The 24,323-nt window shown below is 49.0% G+C and carries 18 protein-coding genes; all 18 read left to right on the forward strand.

Annotation, left to right across the window (positions count from 1 at the left end):
- Nucleotides 1-66 precede the first annotated feature (66 nt).
- The 18 genes from BLR06_RS09020 to BLR06_RS09100 all read left to right on the forward strand — a co-directional run bounded on the left by BLR06_RS09020 (nt 67) and on the right by BLR06_RS09100 (nt 24,180).
- Nucleotides 67-2,040, forward strand: a complete 1,974-nt coding sequence (locus BLR06_RS09020) for a TonB-dependent copper receptor (protein ID WP_092071664.1) — start codon at nt 67-69, stop codon at nt 2,038-2,040.
- 370 nt (nt 2,041-2,410) lie between these two features.
- A complete protein-coding gene (locus BLR06_RS19230; protein WP_139164474.1) occupies nt 2,411-2,599 on the forward strand; it encodes a hypothetical protein in 189 nt (62 codons plus the stop codon).
- 967 nt (nt 2,600-3,566) lie between these two features.
- Entirely contained in the window at nt 3,567-5,564 is a 1,998-nt protein-coding gene (locus BLR06_RS09025; protein ID WP_217636869.1) for a heterodisulfide reductase-related iron-sulfur binding cluster, read from the forward strand.
- A 346-nt stretch (nt 5,565-5,910) separates the two neighbouring features.
- Nucleotides 5,911-7,449: a nitrogenase component 1 gene (locus BLR06_RS09030; RefSeq protein ID WP_092071670.1), complete on the forward strand. Its 1,539-nt coding sequence runs from the start codon at nt 5,911-5,913 to the stop codon at nt 7,447-7,449.
- On the forward strand, nt 7,442-8,821 hold the full coding sequence (locus BLR06_RS09035; RefSeq protein ID WP_092071673.1) for a nitrogenase component 1: 1,380 nt from the start codon (nt 7,442-7,444) through the stop codon (nt 8,819-8,821). The genes BLR06_RS09030 and BLR06_RS09035 overlap by 8 nt, the downstream gene beginning before the upstream one ends.
- Before the next feature lie 169 nt (nt 8,822-8,990).
- Nucleotides 8,991-10,286, forward strand: a complete 1,296-nt coding sequence (locus tag BLR06_RS09040; RefSeq protein WP_092071676.1) for an O-acetylhomoserine aminocarboxypropyltransferase/cysteine synthase family protein — start codon at nt 8,991-8,993, stop codon at nt 10,284-10,286.
- 415 nt (nt 10,287-10,701) lie between these two features.
- Nucleotides 10,702-11,652 carry an ABC transporter permease gene (locus tag BLR06_RS09045; protein ID WP_092071679.1) on the forward strand — a complete coding sequence of 317 codons (951 nt, stop codon included), beginning with the start codon at nt 10,702-10,704 and terminating at the stop codon, nt 11,650-11,652.
- Nucleotides 11,646-12,425: an ABC transporter ATP-binding protein gene (locus BLR06_RS09050; protein WP_092071682.1), complete on the forward strand. Its 780-nt coding sequence runs from the start codon at nt 11,646-11,648 to the stop codon at nt 12,423-12,425. Before BLR06_RS09045 ends, BLR06_RS09050 begins: the two co-directional genes overlap by 7 nt.
- 30 nt (nt 12,426-12,455) lie before the next feature.
- Complete coding sequence (locus BLR06_RS09055; RefSeq protein ID WP_092071685.1) at nt 12,456-13,463, forward strand: ABC transporter substrate-binding protein; 1,008 nt, start codon at nt 12,456-12,458, stop codon at nt 13,461-13,463.
- 232 nt (nt 13,464-13,695) lie between these two features.
- The gene (locus BLR06_RS09060) at nt 13,696-14,802 is read left to right on the forward strand and encodes a phosphotriesterase family protein (protein ID WP_092071687.1); all 1,107 of its coding nucleotides are present in this window, start codon (nt 13,696-13,698) and stop codon (nt 14,800-14,802) included.
- Nucleotides 14,803-15,052: 250 nt separating this feature from the next.
- Nucleotides 15,053-16,165: a trans-sulfuration enzyme family protein gene (locus tag BLR06_RS09065; RefSeq protein ID WP_281242278.1), complete on the forward strand. Its 1,113-nt coding sequence runs from the start codon at nt 15,053-15,055 to the stop codon at nt 16,163-16,165.
- Nucleotides 16,166-16,466: 301 nt separating this feature from the next.
- A complete protein-coding gene (locus BLR06_RS09070; protein WP_092071693.1) occupies nt 16,467-17,459 on the forward strand; it encodes an ABC transporter substrate-binding protein in 993 nt (330 codons plus the stop codon).
- 23 nt (nt 17,460-17,482) lie between these two features.
- Nucleotides 17,483-18,316, forward strand: a complete 834-nt coding sequence (locus tag BLR06_RS09075) for an ABC transporter ATP-binding protein (RefSeq protein WP_092071696.1) — start codon at nt 17,483-17,485, stop codon at nt 18,314-18,316.
- Nucleotides 18,300-19,082, forward strand: coding sequence for an ABC transporter permease (locus tag BLR06_RS09080; RefSeq protein ID WP_092071699.1), 783 nt, complete (start codon nt 18,300-18,302; stop codon nt 19,080-19,082). Before BLR06_RS09075 ends, BLR06_RS09080 begins: the two co-directional genes overlap by 17 nt.
- A gap of 95 nt (nt 19,083-19,177) precedes the next feature.
- Nucleotides 19,178-20,005 carry an epoxyqueuosine reductase gene (locus tag BLR06_RS09085; protein ID WP_092071702.1) on the forward strand — a complete coding sequence of 276 codons (828 nt, stop codon included), beginning with the start codon at nt 19,178-19,180 and terminating at the stop codon, nt 20,003-20,005.
- A 137-nt stretch (nt 20,006-20,142) separates the two neighbouring features.
- Nucleotides 20,143-21,303: an MFS transporter gene (locus BLR06_RS09090; RefSeq protein ID WP_092071705.1), complete on the forward strand. Its 1,161-nt coding sequence runs from the start codon at nt 20,143-20,145 to the stop codon at nt 21,301-21,303.
- Nucleotides 21,304-21,635: 332 nt separating this feature from the next.
- Nucleotides 21,636-22,910: a Sapep family Mn(2+)-dependent dipeptidase gene (locus BLR06_RS09095; protein ID WP_173812993.1), complete on the forward strand. Its 1,275-nt coding sequence runs from the start codon at nt 21,636-21,638 to the stop codon at nt 22,908-22,910.
- Nucleotides 22,911-22,941: 31 nt separating this feature from the next.
- Nucleotides 22,942-24,180, forward strand: a complete 1,239-nt coding sequence (locus BLR06_RS09100; RefSeq protein ID WP_092071711.1) for an LL-diaminopimelate aminotransferase — start codon at nt 22,942-22,944, stop codon at nt 24,178-24,180.
- Nucleotides 24,181-24,323: the final 143 nt, after the last annotated feature.

Genomic DNA, 24,323 nt, shown 5'->3' on the forward strand with positions numbered 1-24,323 from the left:
TTGAAGTAGAAGAAATATTGGCCTTTTCTTTTTATTTGTTATAAAAATAATAAGGATGATGATCTGATGAATCAAGTACGAACATTTGTTGTTTCCTCGTTAATTCTGTTATCGGCGGCAACAACCGGCGCTCAGTCAGCCTTGGCGGCAGAGGATGAGGACAAGATTACCTTTTGGCTGGACGAAATTGTTGTTACTGCCCCGGTGGTCAGTGAGCCTTTGACGGTGGAAACCGATCCTAAGTCGCCCAGGCTGCCTGTCCCGGCGGCTGACGGCGGCGGGTATTTGAAAAATATTCCCGGGTTTTCAGCAGCGAGGCAGGGGGGAACAGGCGGCGATCCGGTTTTCCGGGGACTGGGTGGAACGCGGCTTAATGTTTTGTTGAATGGCGCGTATCAGTTTGGCGCCTGCCCGGGCCGGATGGACCCGACAACGTCTTATGTTTTTCCTGAGGCTTACAACCGGATTACCGTTCTGAAAGGGCCGGAGACAGTGAAATACGGCGGGGGCAATGTCGCCGGAACAATCTATTTTGCCAGAGACACTCCGCTTTTTGATCAGCCTGAAGTCAGGGTAAGCAGCAGCGTGCTATTAGGCAGCGCCGGCCGTGATGATGAATTGCTGGATGTTACGGCCGGCGATCCCAGGGGTTATGTGCGGATCATCAAAACGAGGTCAAACGCCCATGATTATAATGACGGTAACGGCAATAAGGTTCATTCCTTTTATACAAGGCAAAGCTTGACCGGTATTTTCGGCTGGACGCCTGAACCCGGCACGCTATATGAATTTACCGCAGACACCAGTGATGCCGAAGCTGCTTATAGCGGAAGAGCAATGGACGGCCCCAAATTTGACCGTAACGATTATACCTTTAAATTCAGCAAGAAGAATATATCCCCATTGATTAGCAATTTAGAGTTTCAAGCCTTTCATAATTATGTCGATCATGTGATGGATAACTATTCATTGCGACCTAACTCATCCATGATGAATATGGCAATGGAAGTTGACCGGACAACAAACGGCGGGCGTTTGGCCGCAGATTTAGCTTTAGGAGAAGCGACTACGGCAACGGTCGGAATTGATTATCAGAGAAATAAACACGCCGGACGAATGGCCATGGCGATGATGGGAAAGCCGGCTTATACGGCAGGAATGGCCCGTGATCTAACCTTCACCAATGAAGGGGTGTTCGGCGAGTTTAAACGCCGGTTGGACACCAGCAGCCGGCTGCTGGCGGGAGTAAGAACCGATAGCCTAAGGGTAAAGAATGAAAAAACGGCGGAAAAGGGGCATGACCGGACGTATGGCGCCTTTCTGCGTTATGAATATGATTATGCCAATGCACCGGTTACCTCGTATATCGGCCTAGGGCATGCGCAAAGGCCGGCTGATTATTGGGAACGGAGAGTCAATTTCTATCTGAAACCGGAAAAGAACACCCAGCTTGACACCGGGCTTATTTATCGCTCCGGCAGACTTAGCGCCAGCTTGGCGTTGTTTTACGCCAATATTAATGACTTTATCTTATTTAAAAATCAAAAATCAACGGCGCAAAATATTGATGCATCACTTTATGGGGGAGAAGTCGAGCTGATTTATCCGCTGGATCATCGCTGGACGGCTACAGCTTCACTTGCCTATGTTCGCGGCAATAACCAGACCGAACATAAGCCCTTAGCCCAAATTCCGCCGCTGGAAGGGAGGCTGGGCTTAAAATACAAGCATGAAAAGGTGGAAGCCGGTCTGCTATGGCGCGGCGTTCAGGCGCAAAACCGTTACGACTTAAACAGCGGCAGTGAGATTGGGTATGATCTTGGTGCAAGCAGCGGCTTCGGCATTCTTTCCGCCAGTATTGCTTATCAGGCTGCCAGCCGGGTAACAGTTGCCGCCGGGGTGGACAATATCTTTGATAAAAATTACGCCGAATTTATTAGCCGCTCAGGGGTGGCAATACCGGCGCTGGACATTGCTTCTTCGTTTAGAATTAACGAGCCAGGCCGTACGGTATGGATAAAAGCCAGCTATAATTATTAGGGAGACAGGGCATGTTCATGAAAAAAGCTGAGGATTAAAAAGAACGGATTCCATATAATCGAAATCCAAAGAACAACGGTAGTACTAATTATTGATGATTCGATGTACGAACGTAACCGTAGCAAAAAGGTAGAGATGCTGGCTCGATTTCATGACCATGCACGAAATTGCTTCTATAAGGCGTATCAGACCAAATCGATAAACGAACCTGCGGCTATCGTCGTCGCAAAGAAGCGTTCCTGCCGGCTCCGACTGTGATCGACCGCGCGCTTGCTGCAGGTGTTGAGGCTTCGTATATCCTGATGGATGCTGGTTTACTCATGCTCCGCTGATCAACGCGATTTGTGATCGGGGGCTACATGTCATCGGTATGGTGAAAGCGGGGCGTCAGCGCTATGAATTTGGTGAGCACCGCGTGATCTACACACTCTCTATCAGCAGGCAAAACCCGTTCGCGGCGAATGCAAAGATATTCTCCGCCTATATCCCAGCTTTAGCCGTTTTTTCAAATAGTCATCTTCGTGGAACAAAACTAATTTATAAAAAGCCGGGCGTGTAAGCGCCTGGCTTTTTGCAATGCTTAAATTACAGCAGCCAAGAAATTGACAAAAAGAAGATTTCCTTACTACAGCAATTGATTAGTAATACTAAAGAAAAAAATTATTATTTAATTAATATTTACAATTGTTAGATATTTCATAAACAGTAAATTGTTATAAGTTGGAAAGTATAGTAAATTTGAGTAAGGAAGTAAACAACAGATGATAGAAAGGTTGTTTTTTATCGTCTGTACTTTTGTAAAGCTAAAGGAGGCGAAAATGAGTGAGCCGGCACAAGAAACAGTTTAAACTTATTTGGTTCAGATTCTGCGATGTTGCTGTGGGAGGATGTTTAAGTCGGCGCAGGGTTGAAATTAGGCTTATGTGGAAGTGTTTTTGTTTCAAAAAGCAAGAGTGTCTTATTTTTCATAACTCAACAGTATCACCACTCACTTAGTTCCTGGTATTCGTATAAAATTCGTCTTCGTCAGGCGGCGCGGCACAAAGAAAGAGTGGTTAGCCCTTACTATCAACTGACTGGACATTCAGCGAGGATGAAATCATTTGTATTTATGGGATGCGATGGGAGATCGAGACGTTTTTAAGTGCGCCAAGTCTCTGCTGTGTCTGCAAAAAGAGTTTCAAGGACGTTCTTACGACTTGCTGATAGCCATACCACCATTGTCTTCACCCCCGCTACATCATCCTACTGGCTTGGCAACATTGTCAGAGTACAGACCCGCGATGGTTAGGAGAACTGTTCTTTACTACCTGTGATGAAGTATGTTGCCTTGATTGGACGATTGCCTTGCGGCAGCTACTTACGATTGTCAATAGCGCGTTGAAGTCGGCGAAAGCCTCTCTTGCCAAACTAATAAAAAGTCAACTGACTCACTGGTTTGCAGCTTTGCCCAGTTATATCAGGGCTTTACTGCCTCCTTTGAACTGCGAAAGTTGAGTGAATAATAACAAAGGATGGTGTTGTATTTGACTGCTTCTAGACAACTGGATATGTACCAAAGCAGTAATTTATTCATGTATCTTCTGATGGTGGTTGCGTTGGCAATTTTTGCTAAAGGGGTATATGACCGTTACCGGTTTTGGCAGCTCGGTGTGCCTGAGGATCGGCTAAAACACGGCAAACGCGGACTGATTCGCTTTTTTCTTCAAACCTTTGGCCACCTGCGCATTTTACGGGATACGTATCCCGGAGTCATGCACTGGTTTTTCTTTTGGTCATTTGCTGCGTTTACGCTCGGAACGTTGTCGATTGCGGTTACGACAGATTTAAACATTCCGTTGTTTCAGGGCGCGTATTATCTTTTGCTGTCTTTAATCATGGATTTACTCGGATTGGGCGCGATGATCGCTATCGGCATGGCACTTTGGCGCCGCTATGGCAATAAACCGGAAGGAATCGACAATACGCCTGATGATCTCATCTCATTACTGCTGATTGGCGCCATTTTTGTAACCGGTTTCCTGCTGGAAGGTCTGCGGATTGCCTTTGCCGGCGATCCCTGGCTGGTCTGGAACCCTGTCGGCGCAGCTGTTGCCGCCTTATTTTCCGGTTCAGATGCAGCAGGTCTGCGTACAGCTCACCGCCTTGTCTGGTGGATTCACTTGCTGCTGAGCTTCGGTATGATCGCCTATATTCCTTATTCTAAACTATTTCATCTGATCACCGGTCCGCTGAATCAGATCCTCGCTAAAGGGCGAGCGGCGCAAAGTCTGAGTCCGCTTGACATGGAAGACGAAACTGCGGAACAGTTTGGCGTTAATGAGATTCAGCAATTTACCTGGAAGCAGCTTTTAGATGGCGATGCCTGTATTCGCTGCGGCCGTTGCCAGGACCGCTGTCCCGCCTATCTAACCGGCAAGGCGTTATCACCCAAGAAATTTACCCAAGATCTGAAGAAACATCTTGATGCCAAAGGCCGTCTTTTGTTAAAGGGAGGCGAACAGGATGCAGCGGCGCTGAGTCAGCCGATTGTGCCTGAGGTCATTGCTGAAGAGACGGTATGGGCTTGTACGACCTGCGGCTCTTGCGAGGAACAGTGTCCGGTGTTTGTCGAGCATGTACCGAAAATTGTTGATCTGCGGCGTAATTTGGTGATGCTGGAAAGTAATTTCCCGCATGAACTCGCGTTGACCTTTCGCGGCATGGAAACTAACGGCAATCCCTGGAACATCAGCCGGTCGGCCCGGGCTGACTGGGCCAAGGGGCTGGATGTACCAACCTTAGCGAACAGCGAGCCTGTAGAATACCTGTACTGGCCTGGTTGCAGCGGCGCCTTTGATGAAAGAAATAAAAAGATTTCTATAGTCATTGTCAAGCTGCTGCAAAAAGCCGGTGCTTCATTTGCTATTCTGGGAACAGAAGAAACTTGCTGCGGCGATTCCGCCCGGCGTTTGGGCAACGAATATCTCTACCAGACGTTGGCTGCGCAGAATATCGAGACGATGAATAGCTATGGAGTGAAGAAGATTATCACTGCCTGTCCGCATTGCTTTAATACGTTTAAAAATGAATATCCTCAATTCGGCGGCAACTATGAGGTTATCCACCATTCTGCTTTAATGGCATCACTGGTTCAAGCCGGCAAGCTGAAGCCAGAGACGCCGATTGCCGGCAGCTATACCTACCACGACTCCTGTTATTTGGGGAGATATAACGACATTTATGCTGAACCCCGGGCCGTGCTGGCGGCAATCCCCGGCCTGCAGGGCAAAGAGATGATTGAGAGTAAAGTCAACGGTTTCTGTTGCGGCGGCGGCGGCGGCCGGATGTGGATGGAAGAGGAACCCAACCAGCGCGTCAATGTCAAACGGACCGAACAGGCCATAGCAACCGGAGCGAATTTATTTGTCACTGCTTGTCCCTACTGCCTGACCATGCTGGAAGATGGGACTAAATTGAAAGATGTTGATGAAACCATTAAAACCCAAGATATTGCTGAGATACTTTGGGATAGTGTGAAGTAACAAGAAGGGGCTGTCGCGCTAAGATAGCTCCTTTCTTTTTTTAACTGTTATAAACAATGCAGACAGGTTTCATTGACAGATTAAGCCATCTTTGATAAAATTAAATTGGTTTTAACAACGGAATCAATATTGAGCGGCAGTAGCAATACTCCGCTGGCTGACCAAGTGTACCGGAGGCCAATGTTTTCCATTTATTATGGAAAACATTGGCCTTTTTTTGTACCCATGAAAAGTGTTCGGTATACATTACGAAGCCAGTGCCGTTTTCCGGTTTTGGCAAGCCGTGACTTCCGGCGACGGTACTCAATTTGCTTTTTCGAATCAGGAAGGAACAGGGGGAAGATGAATGAAGATAAACCTTGATACACCGGTGGTGGAAAGCCGTGAGCAGCGTTTAGGTACAATTATTGCCTGGGACGGCAAGGCGTCCGACTTATCCCGGCAATCGGCCTACGCCCGGGCTGAGGGCTGCGGGGCGGGCTGCGGCGATAAAGCCCGCCGGATCTGTGAACTGCAGGGTCCGTTTACGCAGGGGTCGGTTTGCAGCGAGCAAATGGTGGAATGCCAGGCCGGGCATGTAAGGGATGCGGTGCTCATACAGCACTCGCCCATCGGCTGCGGGGCCGGACAGGTAATCTATAATTCCATTTATCGCAATGGACTGGCTATGCGGAATTTACCGGTGGAAAATTTGCATATGATCAATACCAATTTGAAGGAAGAAGATATGATTTTTGGCGGTGAGCAAAAGCTGGAACAGTCGATCCGGGATGCCTGGGAGCGGCACCGCCCCAAAGCGATTTTTATCGGCACTTCCTGTGCAACCGGCATTATCGGCGATGATGTTGACAGTATAGCCGGGCAGCTGACTGCCGAACTGAACATTCCAGTCATTCCGCTGCATTGTGAAGGGTTTAAGTCCAAACACTGGAGCACCGGTTTTGACGCAACCCAGCATGGGATCCTGCGGCAGATTGTCGACCGGCGGCCCCAAAGGCAGGAAGACCTGGTAAATGTGATCAATTTATGGGGAACTGACGTATTTACGCCAATGCTGGCCGAACTGGGGCTGAGGGTAAACTATGTGGTGGATTTGGCTACCGTGGAAGACCTGGCGAAGATGTCCTCAGCCGCGGCCACCGTGGGATTCTGCTATACATTGTCTTCTTATCTGGGCGCGGCCTTGGAGCAGGAGTTTGACGTTCCTGAAATCAAAGCGCCGCAGCCTTATGGCTTTGCCGGAACGGACGCCTGGCTGCGGGAACTGGCCAGAGTTACCGGACGCGAGGAACAGGCGGAAAGCTATATTGCCAGGGAGCATGCCCGGATTGCGCCGCGTCTGGCCGAATTGCGCCAATTGCTGAAAGGCAAAAAAGGCTACGTGGCTACCGGATCGGCTTATGCGCACGGGCTGATTGCCGTATTGCGGGAACTGGGCATTGAAGTAAACGGGTCGCTAGTTTTTCATCATGATCCGGTGTATGACAGTCAGGATACCAAACAGGACTCGCTGGCCTACCTGGTGGACAATTATGGCGATGTGCCTTCGTTCAGTGTAAGCAACCGTCAGCAGTATCAGTTTTACGGTCTGCTGCAAAGAGTCCAGCCCGATTTTATTCTCATTCGCCACAACGGTCTGGCGCCGCTGGCGTCCCGCCTGGGTATTCCGGCAGCGCCGCTGGGTGACGAGCATCATGCGTTAGGCTATCAGGGAATGGTGAATCTCGGTGAATCCATTCTCGATATTCTGGCCCACAAAAAATTTCACCAGAATCTGGCGGCTCATGTCAAGCTGCCGTATAAGAAAGAGTGGCTGGAGTTACAAGATCCCTTTGCCCTGGCCAGGCGGCAACCAGAGTCCGGAGAGGAGAAGCGTTATGCCTGAACAAAATTTCTCAACAACCGCCGCACCGGAGGGTGAATCAGTCAAAACCAATTCCATTCAGCAGATTCGGTATGTTTGCTCCATTGCCGCTATGCACAGCGCCTCGGCCATTCCCGGGGTAATTCCCATTACGCATTGCGGTCCTGGCTGTGCGGATAAGCAATTCATGAATATCGCCTTTTATAACGGCTTTCAGGGCGGCGGATATGGCGGCGGATCGGTCGTGCCAAGCACAAACGCCACCGAGCGCGAGGTGGTGTTCGGCGGCGCTGACCGGCTGCGGGAGCTGATTGAGTCTACCCTTAAAATTCTTGATGCCGATTTGTTTGTTGTCCTGACCGGCTGTATTTCCGACCTGGTAGGCGATGACGTCGGTTCGGTGGTCAGCGAGTTTCGGAGCAAGGGCGTGCCGGTTGTGTATGCTGAAACAGGCGGGTTTAAAGGCAATAATTTTACCGGTCATGAGCTGGTTGCCAGGGCAATTATCGACCAGTATGTCGGCAGTTATGAAGGGCCGTCCGAGCCTGGATTAATCAATGTCTGGTCGCTGCTGCCTTACCACAATACCTTCTGGCGGGGTGATCTTACAGAAATAAAACGGATCTTGGAAGGAGTGGGGTTTAAAGTAAATATATTATTTGGCCCTGAGTCGCAGGGCGTTTCCGAATGGAAAGCTATCCCCAGGGCGCAGTTTAATCTGGTGCTGTCGCCCTGGCTGGGCCTTCAAACGGCGCAGCACCTGGAAGAAAAATATGGACAGCCCTTTTTGCATGTTCCGGTAATTCCAATCGGAGCCATGGAAACCAGCGCTTTTTTGCGCCGGGTCGTTGCATTCGCCGGACTTGACCCTATGGTTGCTGAAGCTTTTATTGCCAGGGAGGAAGCTTCCTATTATCGCTATCTGGAAGATTTCTCTGATTTTTATGCGGAATACTGGTGGGGTCTGCCAGCTAAGTTCAGCGTAATCGGCGACAGCGCCTATAACCTTGCTTTAACAAAATTTTTGGTAAACCAGCTTGGCCTGATTCCCAGCCGACAAATAATTACGGAGAATCCGCCGGAGGAATACCGTCAGCAGATTGCGCTGCAATACCAAAATATTGCGGAGGATGTTTCCGCCAGTGTGGGGTTTGAGGAAGATAGTTACCGCATTCATCAAATCATACGCAATACCAGTTTTGGTCATAAGCCGCCAATTATCTTCGGGACTACCTGGGAACGGGATTTGGCTAAAGAATTAAAAGGAGCGATTGTTGAAGTTGGGTTTCCATCCTCCTATGAAGTGGTTTTATCGCGGGCCTATGTCGGGTATCGCGGCGCGCTTACTCTGTTGGAGAAAATCTACACAACAACCGTAGGGGCCAGTGCGTAATGAAGGTGCTGCCGGGAGCGCCCATCCCGCCAGATGTTGGTATACGATGATAAAAATACTGCTTTTGTGCTGGCTGGTTGAAAAACTGGAGGCTGTATCCCGGTCCGGGATACAGCCTCTTTTTGTCTAAAATTTACCTATAATAAATGGACACAGGAGGAACGATGACATGAGTGAGCAGACAGGTAGAAAACTTGGTTTTGATACATTGGCCTTACATGCCGGGCAGGAGCCTGATCCGGCAACCGGAGCCAGGGCAGTGCCTATTTATCAGACGACTTCTTTTGTCCTGGGCGATACCGATAGAGCGGCAAGACTATTTGCGCTGGATGAGCTCGGTTATGCTTATACCAGGATGATTAATCCGACCCAGTCGGTTTTTGAGGAACGCATTGCCGCGTTGGAAGGCGGCGTCGGCGCATTGGCGGTGGCTTCCGGCCAGGCTGCCATTACTTATTCCATCCTGACCATTGCCCAGGCCGGCGATGAAATTGTTTCATCCTCGACCTTGTACGGCGGCACTTATAATTTGTTTCATCATACCCTGCCCAAGCTGGGGATAAAGGTTCATTTTGTTGATCCGGAAGATCCCGGAAATTTCCGGAAAGCAATTACTCCGGCGACCAAGGCGGTCTATGCGGAAATTATCGGCAACCCCAAAATTGATATTCTGGATGTCGAGGAGGTAGCCAAAGCAGCCCACGAAAATGGTATCCCGCTCATTGTGGACAGCACGTTTGCCACACCTTATTTACACCGTCCATTTGCCTGGGGCGCCGATATTGTGGTTCATTCGGCGACCAAATTTCTGGGGGGACATGGAACCTCAATCGGCGGCGTAATTGTTGATTCAGGGAATTTCAGCTGGGATAACGGCAAGTTTCCCGGACTGGCAGCGCCTGATCCAAGTTATCATGGCCTGTCTTATACCGAAAAATTCGGCAATGCGGCCTACATCTTTAAAGTTCGGGTTAGTCTGCTGCGCGATACCGGGGCTGCAATCAGCCCGTTCAATGCTTTTTTATTTTTGCAGGGACTGGAGACTCTGTCGGTACGCCTGGAACGCCATGTTGCAAATGCCCGGAAAGTCGCCGTATTTTTAGAAAATCATCCCTATGTCAACTGGGTGAACTATCCGGGTTTGGAAAGCAGTCCTTCCTATGCCAAAGCCCGGAAATATTTCGCCAAGGGCGAGGGCGCCATTCTCACCTTTGGTATAAAGGGCGGCTTAAAAGCAGGCGTCAGCTTCATCAATCATCTATCGCTGTTCTCCCACTTAGCCAATGTCGGCGATGCCAAATCGCTGGTTATTCATCCGGCCAGCACCACCCATCAGCAGTTAACGCCTGACGAACAATTGCTGAGCGGCGTTACGGAGGATTTAGTACGGTTATCCATTGGTCTGGAAGATATTGATGATCTTTTATATTATTTGGATCAGGCACTGACGGCAAGTCAGAACTAGTACGGTACCAGGCGTTTTTCCGGACTGGCAGTCTAGAATGAAGCTGCATCCCAGGACACTGACTATATACCGGCGCATATCGCCCTGTATTTGCAGCGGTCTTGGGAAGCTGTCATTTTCCGGGTAAAACGCATATTGACAATGTCAATTCACTCGTGTAGTATATATACAAAATAGTAGTATGCTGCTGACTGATAAAAAATCAGAGGCTGTATTTTCCTATAGCGCTGTCCCTTGCGCTGTAGAAAAATGCAGCCTTTTTTAGTTAGGGCAGTAATGACTGGCGTGAGGAGGGAGGCGTCATTTGGATGGCAGTATTATGCTGCCGGTAGCCGGGCAGGTTGTCCGTCCGGGTTAAAAGCGGGCAGCCGCAGGCAAAAGCGGTTTTAATGATCAGGAAAGAGGGTAAATCGTCATGAGGAAACTAGTTATAACCTGGTTGCCGGTATTATCGGCTATATTTGCCATTGCCGTCGATGTGATTGCCGTTAATGCCGGCAAGCATCCTGCCGCCAAACAGCCATATTTTATTTATCTGCTGGCGATTATTCTGGTGGTTTTTACAGTTGGCGCGGCAGCATCTTACTTCAACGCCAGAGCAAAAGCCTGGATTGAAGAAAAGAGCTTGTTTGTTGCCGTAACGGTTTTATTTCTTAATTTATTGAACCTTGTAACAAAGAAGCTGGCTTTATTGCCGGTCATTTATTTTCCTTCACTTGATAAAGTGATTGGCGTTATTGTTGAGGACCGGGCCTTTCTGGCCCTTTGTCTGGCATCTTCGGGCAAGCTGTTGTTTACCGGTTATGTTTTTGGGGTAATTACCGGAATTGCCACCGGAATTGCCGTAGGCTTCAGCAAAGGGGCCGCTTATTGGATCAACCCGCTGATCCGCACGCTGGGCCCTATTCCTCCCACGGCCTGGATTCCGCTGGTGCTGATTAGTTTTCCCACGACTTTTTCAGCAAGCGCCTTTCTCATTGCCCTGGCCGTATGGTTTCCCACCGCCGTTTTGACCAGCAGCGGCATTTTAAATGTGCAAAATGCCTATTTCGAAGTGTCCAGCACGCTGGGGGCGGGAAAATATTATCAAATTTTCAGAGTTGGCGTACCCGCAGCGATGCCGCATATGTTCATTGGCCTGTTTAACGGTACCTGCGCTTCGTTTATCACTTTAATGACGGCGGAAATGCTGGGCGTGAAAAACGGTATTGGCTGGTATATCAACTGGCAGAAGGAAATGATGGCCTACGCGAACGTATATGCCGGCCTGATTATTATTGCCATTACTTTCTCCGTACTGATTTCATTATTATTTAAAGTGCGCGATCAGCTGCTTGTATGGCAGAAGGGTGTGATCAAATGGTAGGGGAAATAAAAGTTGAGGGAGTGGTTAAACGTTTTCCCCAGCAGGACGCACCGGATGTTGTCGCGCTCAGCGGCATTGACCTCAACATTGCCGCCGGCGAGTTTGTTTCGCTTATTGGCCCTTCCGGCTGCGGAAAATCGACGCTGCTGCGGCTGATTGCCGGCCTGAACGGGGCGGATGAAGGGAAATTGTACATCGATGGCGAGGAAATCCACCAGCCGTCTTATGAGCGGGGCCTGGTGTTTCAAAATCCGATGCTCTTTCCCTGGCTGAATGTCCATGATAATGTTGCTTTTGGTCTGAGAGCGCGCAGTATTTATAAAGACAACAAGCAGGAGGTGGATAAATTTATTGATTTGGTGGGTTTGGCGGCTTTTCACAAGTCGTATCCTCATCAGCTTTCCGGCGGCATGGCCCAGCGCGCATCTCTGGCGCGCGCCCTTGTCAATCATCCCAAAGTGCTGCTGTTGGATGAACCGCTTGGCGCACTTGATGCTTTCACCCGGATGAACATGCAGGATGAATTGATCCGCATCTGGCAGGAACGGCGGACAACCATGATTATGGTGACCCATGATGTTGATGAAGCTATTTATCTGTCAGACCGGGTGATTGTGATGACGCCAAGGCCGGCCAAAATTGAAAGCCACATTGAAGTCAGGCTTTCCAGACCCAGGGCGCGCAACAATCCCGAGTTTCTGGGTTTGCGTTCAAAAATTTTAGAAATCCTGAATTTTGCCGGAAGCGTTAAGGAACCGAATTATTATTTGTAGTGATTAGTTGATTAATGGGGGAGAAGTAAGATGAATTTAAAAAAGAAAATGTCTATTGTTGCCATGACGGTAATAGCTGCCTTGTTACTGACCGCCTGCGGACAAAAGCCGGTAGCCAAGACGGAAGATTATGTCGTGAAAATCGGTTATACCGGCAGCTTGTGCGAAGCTCCGGTCCATATCGCAGTGGAAAAAGGCTTTTTTGCCGAAGAAGGGTTGAAGGTTGATATACTTAAACTGGCGCCGGGAACTGTTTTTGAAGCAATCACTGCCGGAAAGGTCGACGCAAGCTTTGGTCTGCTGGCCAGCCTGATCCAGCCGCTTTCCAACGGCTTGCCCATTAAGGTGACCACCGGGCTGCACACCGGTTGCGACAAAGTGCTTGTGCCCAAAGATTCCGGCATCAGTAAGCTTACCGATTTAAAAGGCAAACGGATTGGCGTGCCCAGCATGACCAGCAGTCCGATTATTTTCGCCAAACGCGCTTTGGCTGACGCCGGTGTCGGCGTGAGCGAAAAAAATATGGAAGTGGAATTCGCTGTATTCAGCGCCAGCGACCTTCCCATTGCTTTACAGAATGGTTCAATTGATGCTATCGCCATGAATGACCCGACTGCGGCTGTGGCTCAAAGAGAATATAATTTAACTAATCTGATCGATTCCGCAGTGGATGAACCATACAAACATCAATATTGCTGCTCAGCTTATGTAAGTGATGCTTTGGCCCAGGAACATCCTGAACTTGCCGCCAAATACACCCGTGCGATGCAAAAGGCCAGTGCCTGGATTCAAAAAAACCAGGACGAAACAGCCAAAATTCAGGTTGAGAAAAAATGGGTTGCCGGCGAGGCCGAGTTTAATGCCGAAATTTTAAAAACATATAACTATATCCCCTCGGTCAAAGGAGCTTACGAGGCGTTTGGCATAACGGCCAAGCAGCTGCAAACAGTTGGTATGCTGGATAGTGGCGTTGATACGGAAGCTTTGCATAAAAACAGCTTTATTTTCCTGGAAAACGTCCAGGATTCGGTTCAATAAATTTGTCGTAAGCCCGAGAGGCGCCTTTAAATGCCATGTGCATTTAAAGGCGCCTTTTTGTGCGCTAAGCCTGCCTGCGCCCGGCGGCAGGAAATCCACCGCTGCGGCTGCGCCCCGCCGAAACAAGTTTGCGGGGTTATTTTCCTTTGACGGTCATTTGGGCTAATGAAGGCATAGGATATGGCGCAAGCCTGATTTACAAACCGAATGAGTACCGGAAGGATGGTTTTGTATGACCCAAAAGATTATGACTGTTTGCGGTCCGATTGAGGGGGATCAACTGGGGGTTACTTCAATGCACGAGCATGTTTTGTCCGATTGTTCAATGTTTCGCAGCCGTCCAAGAAAAGCTTTTATTTCCGCCGGAAGAAGTACGGTAAAGCCGGAAGACAAGCTTACTTTGGCCAACCGGTCTGCGGTACGTCACAATATTGCTCTGTCTCTGGATAATTTAAAGCTGGATGATGAAACGGTGATGAAGAAAGAGGTAGAGTATTTTAAGGATAGCGGCGGCAATGCCATTGTTGAAGTAAGTGCTCCCGGCATTCGAAGTTCGGCGGCTGATTTGACGGCGATTCGACGAATCAGTGAGCAGACAGGCGTTCATATTATCGCTTCTACCGGACTTTATGCCGAATATACCTGGCCGGATGATTTCCGGCAGATGAATTTCACTGCTTTTGTAAAGTTTTTGCGCGACGAAATTGATACCGGCATTGGGGAAAGCGGAATACTGCCCGGGCATATCAAGGCAGCTTATGAGGTTAATAAACAACCGCTGGAGGAATACTTACGGGCGGCAGCCTGTGTTTCGAGGGAAACAGGCTTGTCGCTGCAGGTCCACCTGGGGCCGGATGTTACGCCGGAAGAAGTATGGCGCAATGTAATCCGGCCTTTGCTGGCGGGAGGCTGTATACCTGAAAAAACAATTCTCTGCCATGTTCAATTGCTGATGGGCGTACTTTCCCTGGAGCGCCTGATCAATGCGCCGGGCCAGATACCATTTGATCTCAGCCTGCACCGCCAATTGCTTAAACAGGGATTTATTCTTTCATTTACTCCGTTTGGGCTTGAGGCTGATGATGAACCGCTGGGTATAGCCCATTATTCAGACTGGTATATTTTGTCCGGACTGGCTGCTTTGATCAGGGAAGGTTATGCCGGGCAGCTGGTGATCGGCAATGATGTGTTCACTAAGCTGGCGACCTGTCACGGCGGTGGTGAAGGCTATTGCCGGCTTACGGGATTTGTAGCGCCGACGCTGAAAAAATGCGGAATTTCCGAACAGGATATTGAACAGCTAACCGTACATAATCCCCGGAAAATACTGGCTTATTGATTCAGCGGCTTTTTTAAAAGTTCCGCCAGGGGTATTTCTTGACGCGTTTCGGTTTAAATGCTAAAGTTTAATTAACATTAAACTCAGCCGGTAATTTGGCTGGCCGAATCCGACCGGAGGCTGTTTCTCATTTATGGTGGGAGACAGCTTTTTGTATCATCAGCACGATGATTTTACTGGCGACTGGCCGGAGTGAAGCCTGCATGGCAGTTTCTTTTAAAACCTGTGAAAAGGAGTTGGGAATATTAAAATCGAAACAAAAGCCGTCCATTTGGGGCATGCGGTTGATGCGCCTACGGGAGCCATTGCGCCGCCCATCTATCTTAGCACCACTTATGAGCGGGAAGCAGACGGCTCTTATCCCCGGGGATATAGCTACAGCCGCGCTGATAACCCCAACCGTCATAGTCTGGAACGGGTGTTTGCCGGCCTCGAAGGCGGAGCAGCCGCAGCGGCGTTTTCCTCAGGCCTGGCCGCTATTGGTGCGGTTTTTCAAGCACTGGTTCCAGGAGATCATGTAATTGCGCCGAATGTGTTGTATCATGGAACAACTAGGCTGCTAAATGATATTTTTACGCCTTGGAACTTACAGACGTCCTATGTTGATACGAGCGATTTAGCGGAAATTAGGGCAGCGGTCAGACCAAATACCAGGATCATCTTTGTGGAGACTCCGGCAAATCCCACGCTGGCCATTGCCGATATCAGCGCAGTTGCGCAAATCGCCGAGACCGCCGGCGCCAAGTGTGTATGTGACAATACCTGGGCGACGCCGGTGTTGCAGCAACCCCTGGCATTAGGCGCGGATTTGGTTGTCCATTCTACGACCAAGTATTTTGGCGGCCACAGCGATGTATTGGGCGGCGCTGTGGTGAGTAAACATGCTGACGCCTTCTTTGACCGTATCCGTCATATTCAGCAAATTGGCGGCGCGGTGCCATCGCCGTTTGATTGCTGGCTGTTATTGAGAGGGGCGCAAACGCTGCCCTGCAGAATTCGCAATCACTCCGAAAGCGCTTTTAAACTTGCGGTTTTTTTGTCAGAGCATCCCCTGGTGGAGCGCGTTTATTATCCAGGCCTTGCCGCTCATCCCGGGTATGAAATTGCCTGCAGGCAAATGAAGTCATTTGGCGGAATGCTGTCTTTCGCGGTAAAGGGGGGAAAGCAGGAGGCCCTGGCTGTAACTGGCAAATTAAACATCATTATCCGGGGAACAAGTTTGGGCGGGGTAGAAAGCTTAATTGAGCATAGAGCTTCAATTGAAGGTCCGGACAGCAAAACGCCGGACAATTTGTTGCGATTGTCGGCAGGACTGGAAAATGTTGAGGATCTGATTGCCGATTTACAACAAGCCCTCGGATAATGCAATAGCGGATAGCGTTGAACATTTCGACCTATAACTGACCCTGCAATTTGGCGTCGGTTTTGTAAAAATATCGAAAAAAATGTCGAATTGACAGACGGTAGAATTAATAGTATACTAAATTTCATTAAGATTATGTGAAAACTCTATACTGCAACACAGCGCCCCAAAATCCATTTGGTTGATCAGTAAATAAACTGAAGGCTAAAGATGTTTTGACATCTTTAGCCTTTTCTTTTTGCCGGAGGGCGTGTTGTGTCGGACAGGGCGTTTTCACAGAAAAATGGTAGGAGATGATAAAATGATCAAGGTTAAATGTAAGGCGCTCAGTGTATTTGCCATCATTTTTAGTGTGATGATTGCCGGGTGCGGCGGCGGTACGGACAAGCAGACTGCACAACAAACCGGGAAGCAGGTAGTGGAATTCAAGTATCCGGAACTGGTTTATTATGATTTTATTTATCTGGCCGATGAACTGGGTTATTTTAAGGATGCCGGGGTGCGCCCCAAATATATTGGCAAACTGGCTACCGGTCAGGTCATTCCCTCGCTGGTTAACGGATCGATTGACATTGCTACCCGCCATACACCGGTCGTCATTGCCGCGATAGCGAGCGGGGCGGATATAAAGATTTTTGCCGCAGGCAGCCAGTCTACCAAGCAATGGCCTCATATGAAGTATTTTGTGAAAGCAGATTCAGAGATTAAGTCCATTAAAGATTTTGCCGGAAAAACGATTGGTTTGAACAGCTTTGGCGCTTGCTCGGAATATGTAACCAAGAAGTACCTGCAGGAAAACGGCGCTGACCCGGCCAGCATCAATTTTAAGACTGCACCGGAAGATCAGCAGGAAGTTCCGCTGCTGCGCGGCGATACCGATATTGCCATTATCCACCCGCCGGCGTCTGGCCGTACTTCAGCCAATACGGCGCAGTTTAGATTGTTATTCAGTGATTACGATATCGACCAGGGGTTGAGCGGCATGTGCCCGTATTCGGTTAATGGCGATTTTGCCAGAGCACATCCGGAAGCGGTAAAAGAATTAACGGAAATTCTGATCAAAACCGCCAAATGGAATAACGAGCATCAGGAAGAAGCCCGGGCCATCATGGCCAGGAGATTTAATATAGACGTCAATCAGGCGGAAATGTATGAGTTTTATCCGGATCAGCTTGTGCCGGAAGAGGGTGTAAAATACTGGATTGACAGGCTGGTTGCCGCAAATAAGCTTGCGCCGGGCCAGGTGACGCCTGAACAGATTTATACCAACGAATACAATCCCACGCAGAAATAAACCGGAAGGGAGCCGCTTTTATTATGATTAAGATACAGGCCAGTCAGGTTCGCCGCGAATTTCAGGTAAAAAGCAATACAGGGAAAAAAGAAAAATTACTGGTGATGGACAATTTCAATTTACAGGTTCGTGAAGGGGAGTTTCTGTCCATCCTGGGACCGAGCGGCTGCGGGAAATCCACCTTTTTGAATATATTGGCCGGTTTGGATCAGCATGACGGCGGAGAAATACTGGTTGACGGTCTGCCGGTAAAAGACCGGAGCTTTGATCGCGGGCTGGTGTTTCAGGGCTATGCGTTATTGCCATGGCGGACGGTGCTGGAGAATTTGGAAATTGGTCTGGAAATTCGCAAAATCGGCAAAAAAGAACGCAAAGCCATTGCCCGGCAGTATTTGGATTTAGTGGGATTAGCGGCGTTTGCCAATCAATATCCTCATCAATTGTCAGGCGGTATGCGCCAGCGTGTTGCCATTGCCCGGGTTCTGGCTTACCAGCCGAATCTTTTATTGATGGATGAGCCTTTTGCAGCGCTGGATGCACAGACGCGGGAAACCCTGCAGATTGAATTAATTAAAATTTGGGAAGCGGATAAAAAAACCATTGTGTTTATTACCCATAGCATCGATGAAGCGATTTTGCTGTCAGACCGGGTAGCGGTTATGACGGCAAGACCGGGAACGATTAAGGATATCATTGAAGTGCCCTTATCACGGCCAAGAACGGAGGAAATCCGCAACTCAGCCGAATTTGTCCGGCTCAGGCAGTATGCCTGGGAGCTTATTAAGGATGAAGTAAGCAAAGCGCAGAGGTTGCAAACCGGGGCGAAAGAGAGTGAAGACCATGAAAAAACTGGCTGACCTATTCAGCAGTTCCTTTGAAAAGACAGCCGGTCTTATTCTGTTTCTGGCATTGTGGGAAATAGCGCCGCAGGCCGGCTGGGTAAACTCTACTTATTTAAGCCCTCCTTCGGCGGTATACAAGGCGATGATCGGGCTTTTTCAAAGTGGAGAGCTGAGCAAGCACCTGCTGATTAGCCTGCAGCGTGTGCTGATTGGAATGGCGGTATCGGTGATTGTCGGTACGGTATTCGGATTATTTATCGGGTACTTTAAAAGAATCGAAAGATTTTTGGACGCCTTGTTCCAATCTTTCCGGCAGATGTCGGCCTTTGCCCTTTTTCCGGTGTTTATTCTGCTGTTTGGCGTAGGCGAGTTATCCAAAACGATCATTATTTTCTGGGCGTCACTTTGGCCGGTTTTGCTTAATACCAGCCATGGCGTAAAGCACGTTGACTGGCTTGTCGTTCAATCGGTTAAATCCATGGGGGCGTCGCGGGGCTTTATCTTTTTGAAAGTTATTCTGCCGGCGGCTGCGCCTGATATTTTTACCGGTATCAGGCTGGGCGGATCGTATTGCGTCATGGCGCTGGTAGCGGCTGAAATGATTGGCGCCACGGCAGGACTGGGATACCTTATTATGTATTCACAGGAAACCTTTAATATCCCGGAAATGTATGCCGGTATTGTCAGCCTGGCGATCATGGGACTGGGCATCAATTATGCGTTAAAGCTGATTGAAAAGTTTTTTACCAATTGGAAACAGGACGTTTCTGTTGGTGAATAATAAACTGAACAAGCCTGTTCTCACTGAGTTTGCGGACGGGACAACGAATTTATTCCTGTGTATGGCAATTTTACCGGCAGGAAAAGGAGTTTACTATGGCGATCACTAAGCAGCAAATTAGCAAATATGCCCGGACTCTTGGGGCCAACCTGATCGGGTTTGCTCCGGCCTCGCGCTGGGATGAATATGATGAAGTAGAAGCCGATTACCGGCCGGCGGCTATCTGGCCTGAGACCAACACGGTGATTGTCCTGGGTGTGCCGGTATTGCTGCCGGTCATTGAGACAACACCGTCAATTAACTATGTTGAATTATATGACACCACCAATACCCTGCTTGATCAGATTGCTTACCGTCTGGCGGTGTATCTGACGGAAAAAGGCTATGGATCGATATTTATGCCCCGTGATGCCTATGGGGATATTCAGGTGCTGGTGGACAAGCCGGTGGCGGCGTTTAGCCATGTGTTTGCCGGCAAATATGCGGGACTGGGTACTATCGGCTACAGCCACGTGCTGCTTAACCGGCAGTACGGGCCAAGGGTGCGGTATGTTTCCGTTTTTACCCGGCTGAAAATTGCGCCAGATAATGTTCTGGAAACTGATTTGTGTACAAAATGCCGGGTATGTCAGAGGCTGTGCCCGACACAGGCTTTTACAACCCGGGACGACCGAATTATCGCGCTGATGGATAAGCATGCCTGTGCGCGCCACCACGCCCAATTGCGTCAGGAGCACCGCTATCCGTGCGGCATTTGCGTCAAGGTCTGCCCGGTGGGTGAGGACCGGCAGGTGTTTAACAGCAATGATATTGGTTTGTATTTGCAGGAAAAAGAGAGCATTCGTAAAAATCCGGATGATCCCCGGTATAAAAGATGGGTGCATATGCGCCGGCATGGCTCGAACGGTGAACGATTATTTTAATCTCCATATATCAGCAGGATTATTCGTGAAAACAAAACTGAAATACGGTATAATAGTAAGCATGTTGTTTAATTCTTGCAGCTGCTTTGCGCTACCTATGTTGAGAGCTGGTACGCTATAAAGGAGAAGCCGTTAACATGAAGCACCGTTTCATTGGGTTATTGTCTGCCGCCCATTTATGTACTGATCTCAACCAAGGCGCATTACCGGCCATTTTGCCGTTTCTAATGAGCAGCCACAGCCTCAATTATGCGCAGGCGGCAGGCCTGGTTTTTGCCGCCAGTTTTGTTTCTTCCATTATCCAGCCGCTATTTGGTTATTTTGCCGATAAAATTTCCAAGCCCTGGTTAATGCCGGGCGGTCTTTTTTTAGCCGGCGCCGGTTTAGCCTGTATTGGGTTTTTATCCAGTTATTGGGCTGTTTTTTTTGCTGTTGCCGTCAGCGGCATCGGCATCGCCGCCTTTCATCCCGAGGCGGCCCGTATTGCAAATCAGGTTTCCGGTGAAAAGAAAGGCACAGGGGTAAGTATTTTTTCCGTGGGTGGCAATGGCGGCTTTGCTTTGGGACCTGTGATCGCCACTGCGGCGCTTTTGGTCTGGGGAATCAAAGGAACGTTTGTCCTTTTGATTCCCTGCGTACTTATGTCGGTGTATTTGTTCGCGCAAATCCCCAGGCTGCAAGTTGAGCAGGCTGTAGCGCAGGTGAAAACCTCTACTTCGCCAGCGCCGGCAAATCAATGGATACCGTTTTACAAGCTCACTTTCGTTGTGTTTTGCCGGTCCATTATTTTTTATGGTTTAAATACCTTTCTACCATTATACTGGATTGGTTTCTTTCATCAGTCGGCGGCTGTCAGCGGCACAGTGTTGACCATTCTGTTTAGCGCCGGGGTAGTTGGCACTCTGTTGGGCGGCCGGATGGCAGACAAATTTGGTTACCATAAAGTAATCCAGTTTGGTTTTGTCCTGCTTTGGCCGTTGCTATTATTTTTTTTGGCTACTGAAAATCTTATGCTGGCGACTTTCCTGCTGGTACCGATCGGATTCGCGCTTTTTGCCTCAGCAAGTCCACTGGTGGTCTTGGGCCAGAAATATTTGCCCAATCGCATGGGCTTCGCGTCAGGGATTACTCTGGGGTTAGCCGTAAGTGTCGGCGGAATAGCCACACCGCTTTTGGGCTGGCTTGCCGATCATTACGGTTTACGGTCCGCTTTTTATCTTTTGGCCGCCTTGCCGTTGCTGGCTTTACTCCAGTCTTTTGCCTTGCCTGTGCCGGAACTGGACAGAGACAGGGCCTGAATGTGGCGAGGCTATTACGGGCAGCGGTTAGCTTGCAAGCATTAAAAAGGCGGCTACAGACCTAATTGACAGATCTGGGATTTTATGCTACTTTTAACTAAAGCATATTCATATACTGTACCGGACAGTTGGTTGATTAGTAACAGCTAAAGGCCAGGAACTTTCTTCGAGAAGTTTCTGGCTTCTTTATTCGTTCAGGGAGTATTCCGGACATTCGCAATGCTTGTGGTTGACGCAAGGTACGAATGACCCGGGGACCTGGCGCAAGGACCAGGTGGCCAACGGGGAGCGCTAAGGTTCGGAAAATAGAAAAATTCAAAAGGAGACGGCCAATGTTAACGTTTAAAACGCAAATACAAGCCCGGCAAGAAGAAATGATTGCAATAACCCGGCGTTTAATCCAGTTTAATACAGTAGAATCGGCAGCGGCGGCGAACGCGCCTTTTGGGCAGGGAAACAGGGATGCGCTGGATTTTGTCCTGCAGTTAGGACATAAATGGGGGTTTACGGTTAAGGACCTGGACGGGTATGCGGGCTATCTGGAATTTGGCGCAGGTCAGGAAGTTATCGCCATTATTCCGCACCTGGATGTTGTTCCGGCCGGCGACGGCTGGGATTATCCTCCGTTTGGCGGTAAGCTGGCCGGCGGCAGAATATACGGCCGTGGCGCAGCAGATAACAAAGGGCCTGCCGTTGCCGCGTTGTATGCCTTCAAATTAGTCCGGGACAGTGGTTTGCCGGTAAATAAACGGATTAGGCTGGTTTTTGGCTGTGATGAGGAAAGCGGGTTTGAATGCGTCAAATATTACATTCAGGCCGAAGGCCTGCCGACCGCGGGTTTTACGCCAGACGGCTGCTTTCCGGTAGTTAACGCTGAAAAGGGCATAATCACAGGAACCTTTGCGGCAGCGCTGCCTGCCGGAACTCCAAACCTGCGATTTACGGGGGGGACAGCGGGCAATGTGGTGCCTCACTATGCAAAGGCGGTATTTGACGGAGCAGTCTATGAAGCAACCGGTGTTGCAGCGCATGCCTCTACTCCGGAACTCGGCGACAATGCGATCCTTAAGCTGGCAAGGCAATTAAAGTCAGTGACTGCCCATCCGGTATTGGATTTTTTGACGATTGCTTCAGCTGCCGGTACTTTGGGAATTGCGGCTGAGGACGCAATTTCCGGGAAACTGACTTATAACCTGGGCGTTATTGATGTGGACGAAAACACCGCCAGGCTGTCGGTCAACATTCGCTATCCTGTTACCGCCAAGGCTGGCGGAATCATCAGTAAATTACAGCAGGCCGGGGCAGCGTATGGTTTCTTTTTTGAAGACTATACCGATTCTCCGTCCCATTATGTGCCGGAAGATGCAGCATTGATAAAGACCTTGCTGCAGGTATATTCCCAGGTAACCGGACTGAGCGGCAGGCCGTTGTCGATGGGCGGCGGGACGTATGCCCGCGCGCTCGGCAATTTTGTGGCCTTTGGCGCGAGATTCCCCGGGGAGCCGAGCACTGCCCACCAAAAAAACGAGTTTATTACTGTGGAGGCCTTGCTGAAAGCAACAGAAATCTATGCCAGCGCTATTTATCAGCTGGCTGGGGAGCAGTAACCCTGCTCCTGGCAGGAACAGGAGGTTAACAATGAGAAAAAGCTTTATTCAGGAATTGTTTGCACAACGCATTGGCGGTGATTTATTTGGCGGCGATACGGTGTTATATAAATTTGAAAGAATTAAACAGGCCAAAAGAACGGCCATAAAAAATAACCCGGAAATCAACTTAATTGACCTGGGGGTAGGGGAGCCGGATTGGATGGCTGAGCCGGCAGTTGTGGATATTTTGTTTGAGCAAGCCGGGTTAAAAGAAAATAGAGGCTATACCGATAATGGCGTACAGGAATTTAAAGATGCTGCTGTCAAATATATGGAATCTGTTTATCAGGTAAAGGGCTTGAACCCGTTTTCTGAGGTTAATCACGGGATTGGTTCCAAATCAATTTTAGTGCAGTTGCCGTTGGCTTTTATTAACCCTGGGGATATCACCATTATGACAGTACCGGGCTATCCGGTTTTGGGCACGATGACCAAAGCTTTGCAGGGCGAAGTAGTTAATCTGCCGTTGCTGGAAAAAAATAAATTTTGGCCTGATTTGAATTCTCTTACCCAGGAGCAGCGGCGTAAAGCCAAGCTATTGTATATCAACTATCCCAATAACCCAACCGGAGCGACTGCGACCAGCCAGTTTTATGAACGCGTTGTGCGTTTTGCCCGGGAAAACAACATGATTGTTGTAGCTGATGCCGCCTATGCCGCTCTTACTTTTGACGGTAACAAGCCGTTCAGCTTCTTGTCGGTAAGCGGAGCCAAGGAAGTCGGAGTGGAAATTCATTCCCTGTCCAAAGCGTTCAATATGACAGGCTGGAGGTTAGCGTTTATTTGCGGCAATGAACTGGTTATTAAAGCGTTTGCCGCGGTGAAAGACAACAATGATTCCGGACAGTTTGCCGCCATCCAAAAAGCCGGAATATATTGCTTGCAGCATCCTGAGATAACAGAAAAAACTGCGCTGAAATATTCGCGGCGTCACAATTTACTGGTAGATGTTTTTCGCAAAGCCGGTTTTACGGTGAAAAAACCCAAAGCTTCGTTCTATCTTTATGTACAAATTCCTAAAGGAATGAAAAATGGCCGGAGCTTTTTATCGGCTGAAGACTTTTCCCAATACTTAATTGCCGAAAAGCTGATTTCCACCGTTCCGTGGGATGATGCCGGTTCCTATATTCGGCTTTCCGTGACTTTTGAAGCCGGGGATGAAGCCGCGGAAATACAAATAGCAAAAGAGATAGAGCATCGCCTGGCTGACGCTGATTTTATTTTTTGAGGCAGTACCCTTAATATTCAGTTGCTATGACGAACAGCAACGGGAAGGATCAGGCTGCATTTGCTGCTGATTTTGATGTAACACAGGTAAAAATCTTGTTGTTTTTTAAAAAAAAGGTATAATTAAATTAAAATGTCAATGTG

It is taken from the genome of Dendrosporobacter quercicolus, assembly GCF_900104455.1.
GTDB classification, from domain to species: domain Bacteria; phylum Bacillota; class Negativicutes; order DSM-1736; family Dendrosporobacteraceae; genus Dendrosporobacter; species Dendrosporobacter quercicolus.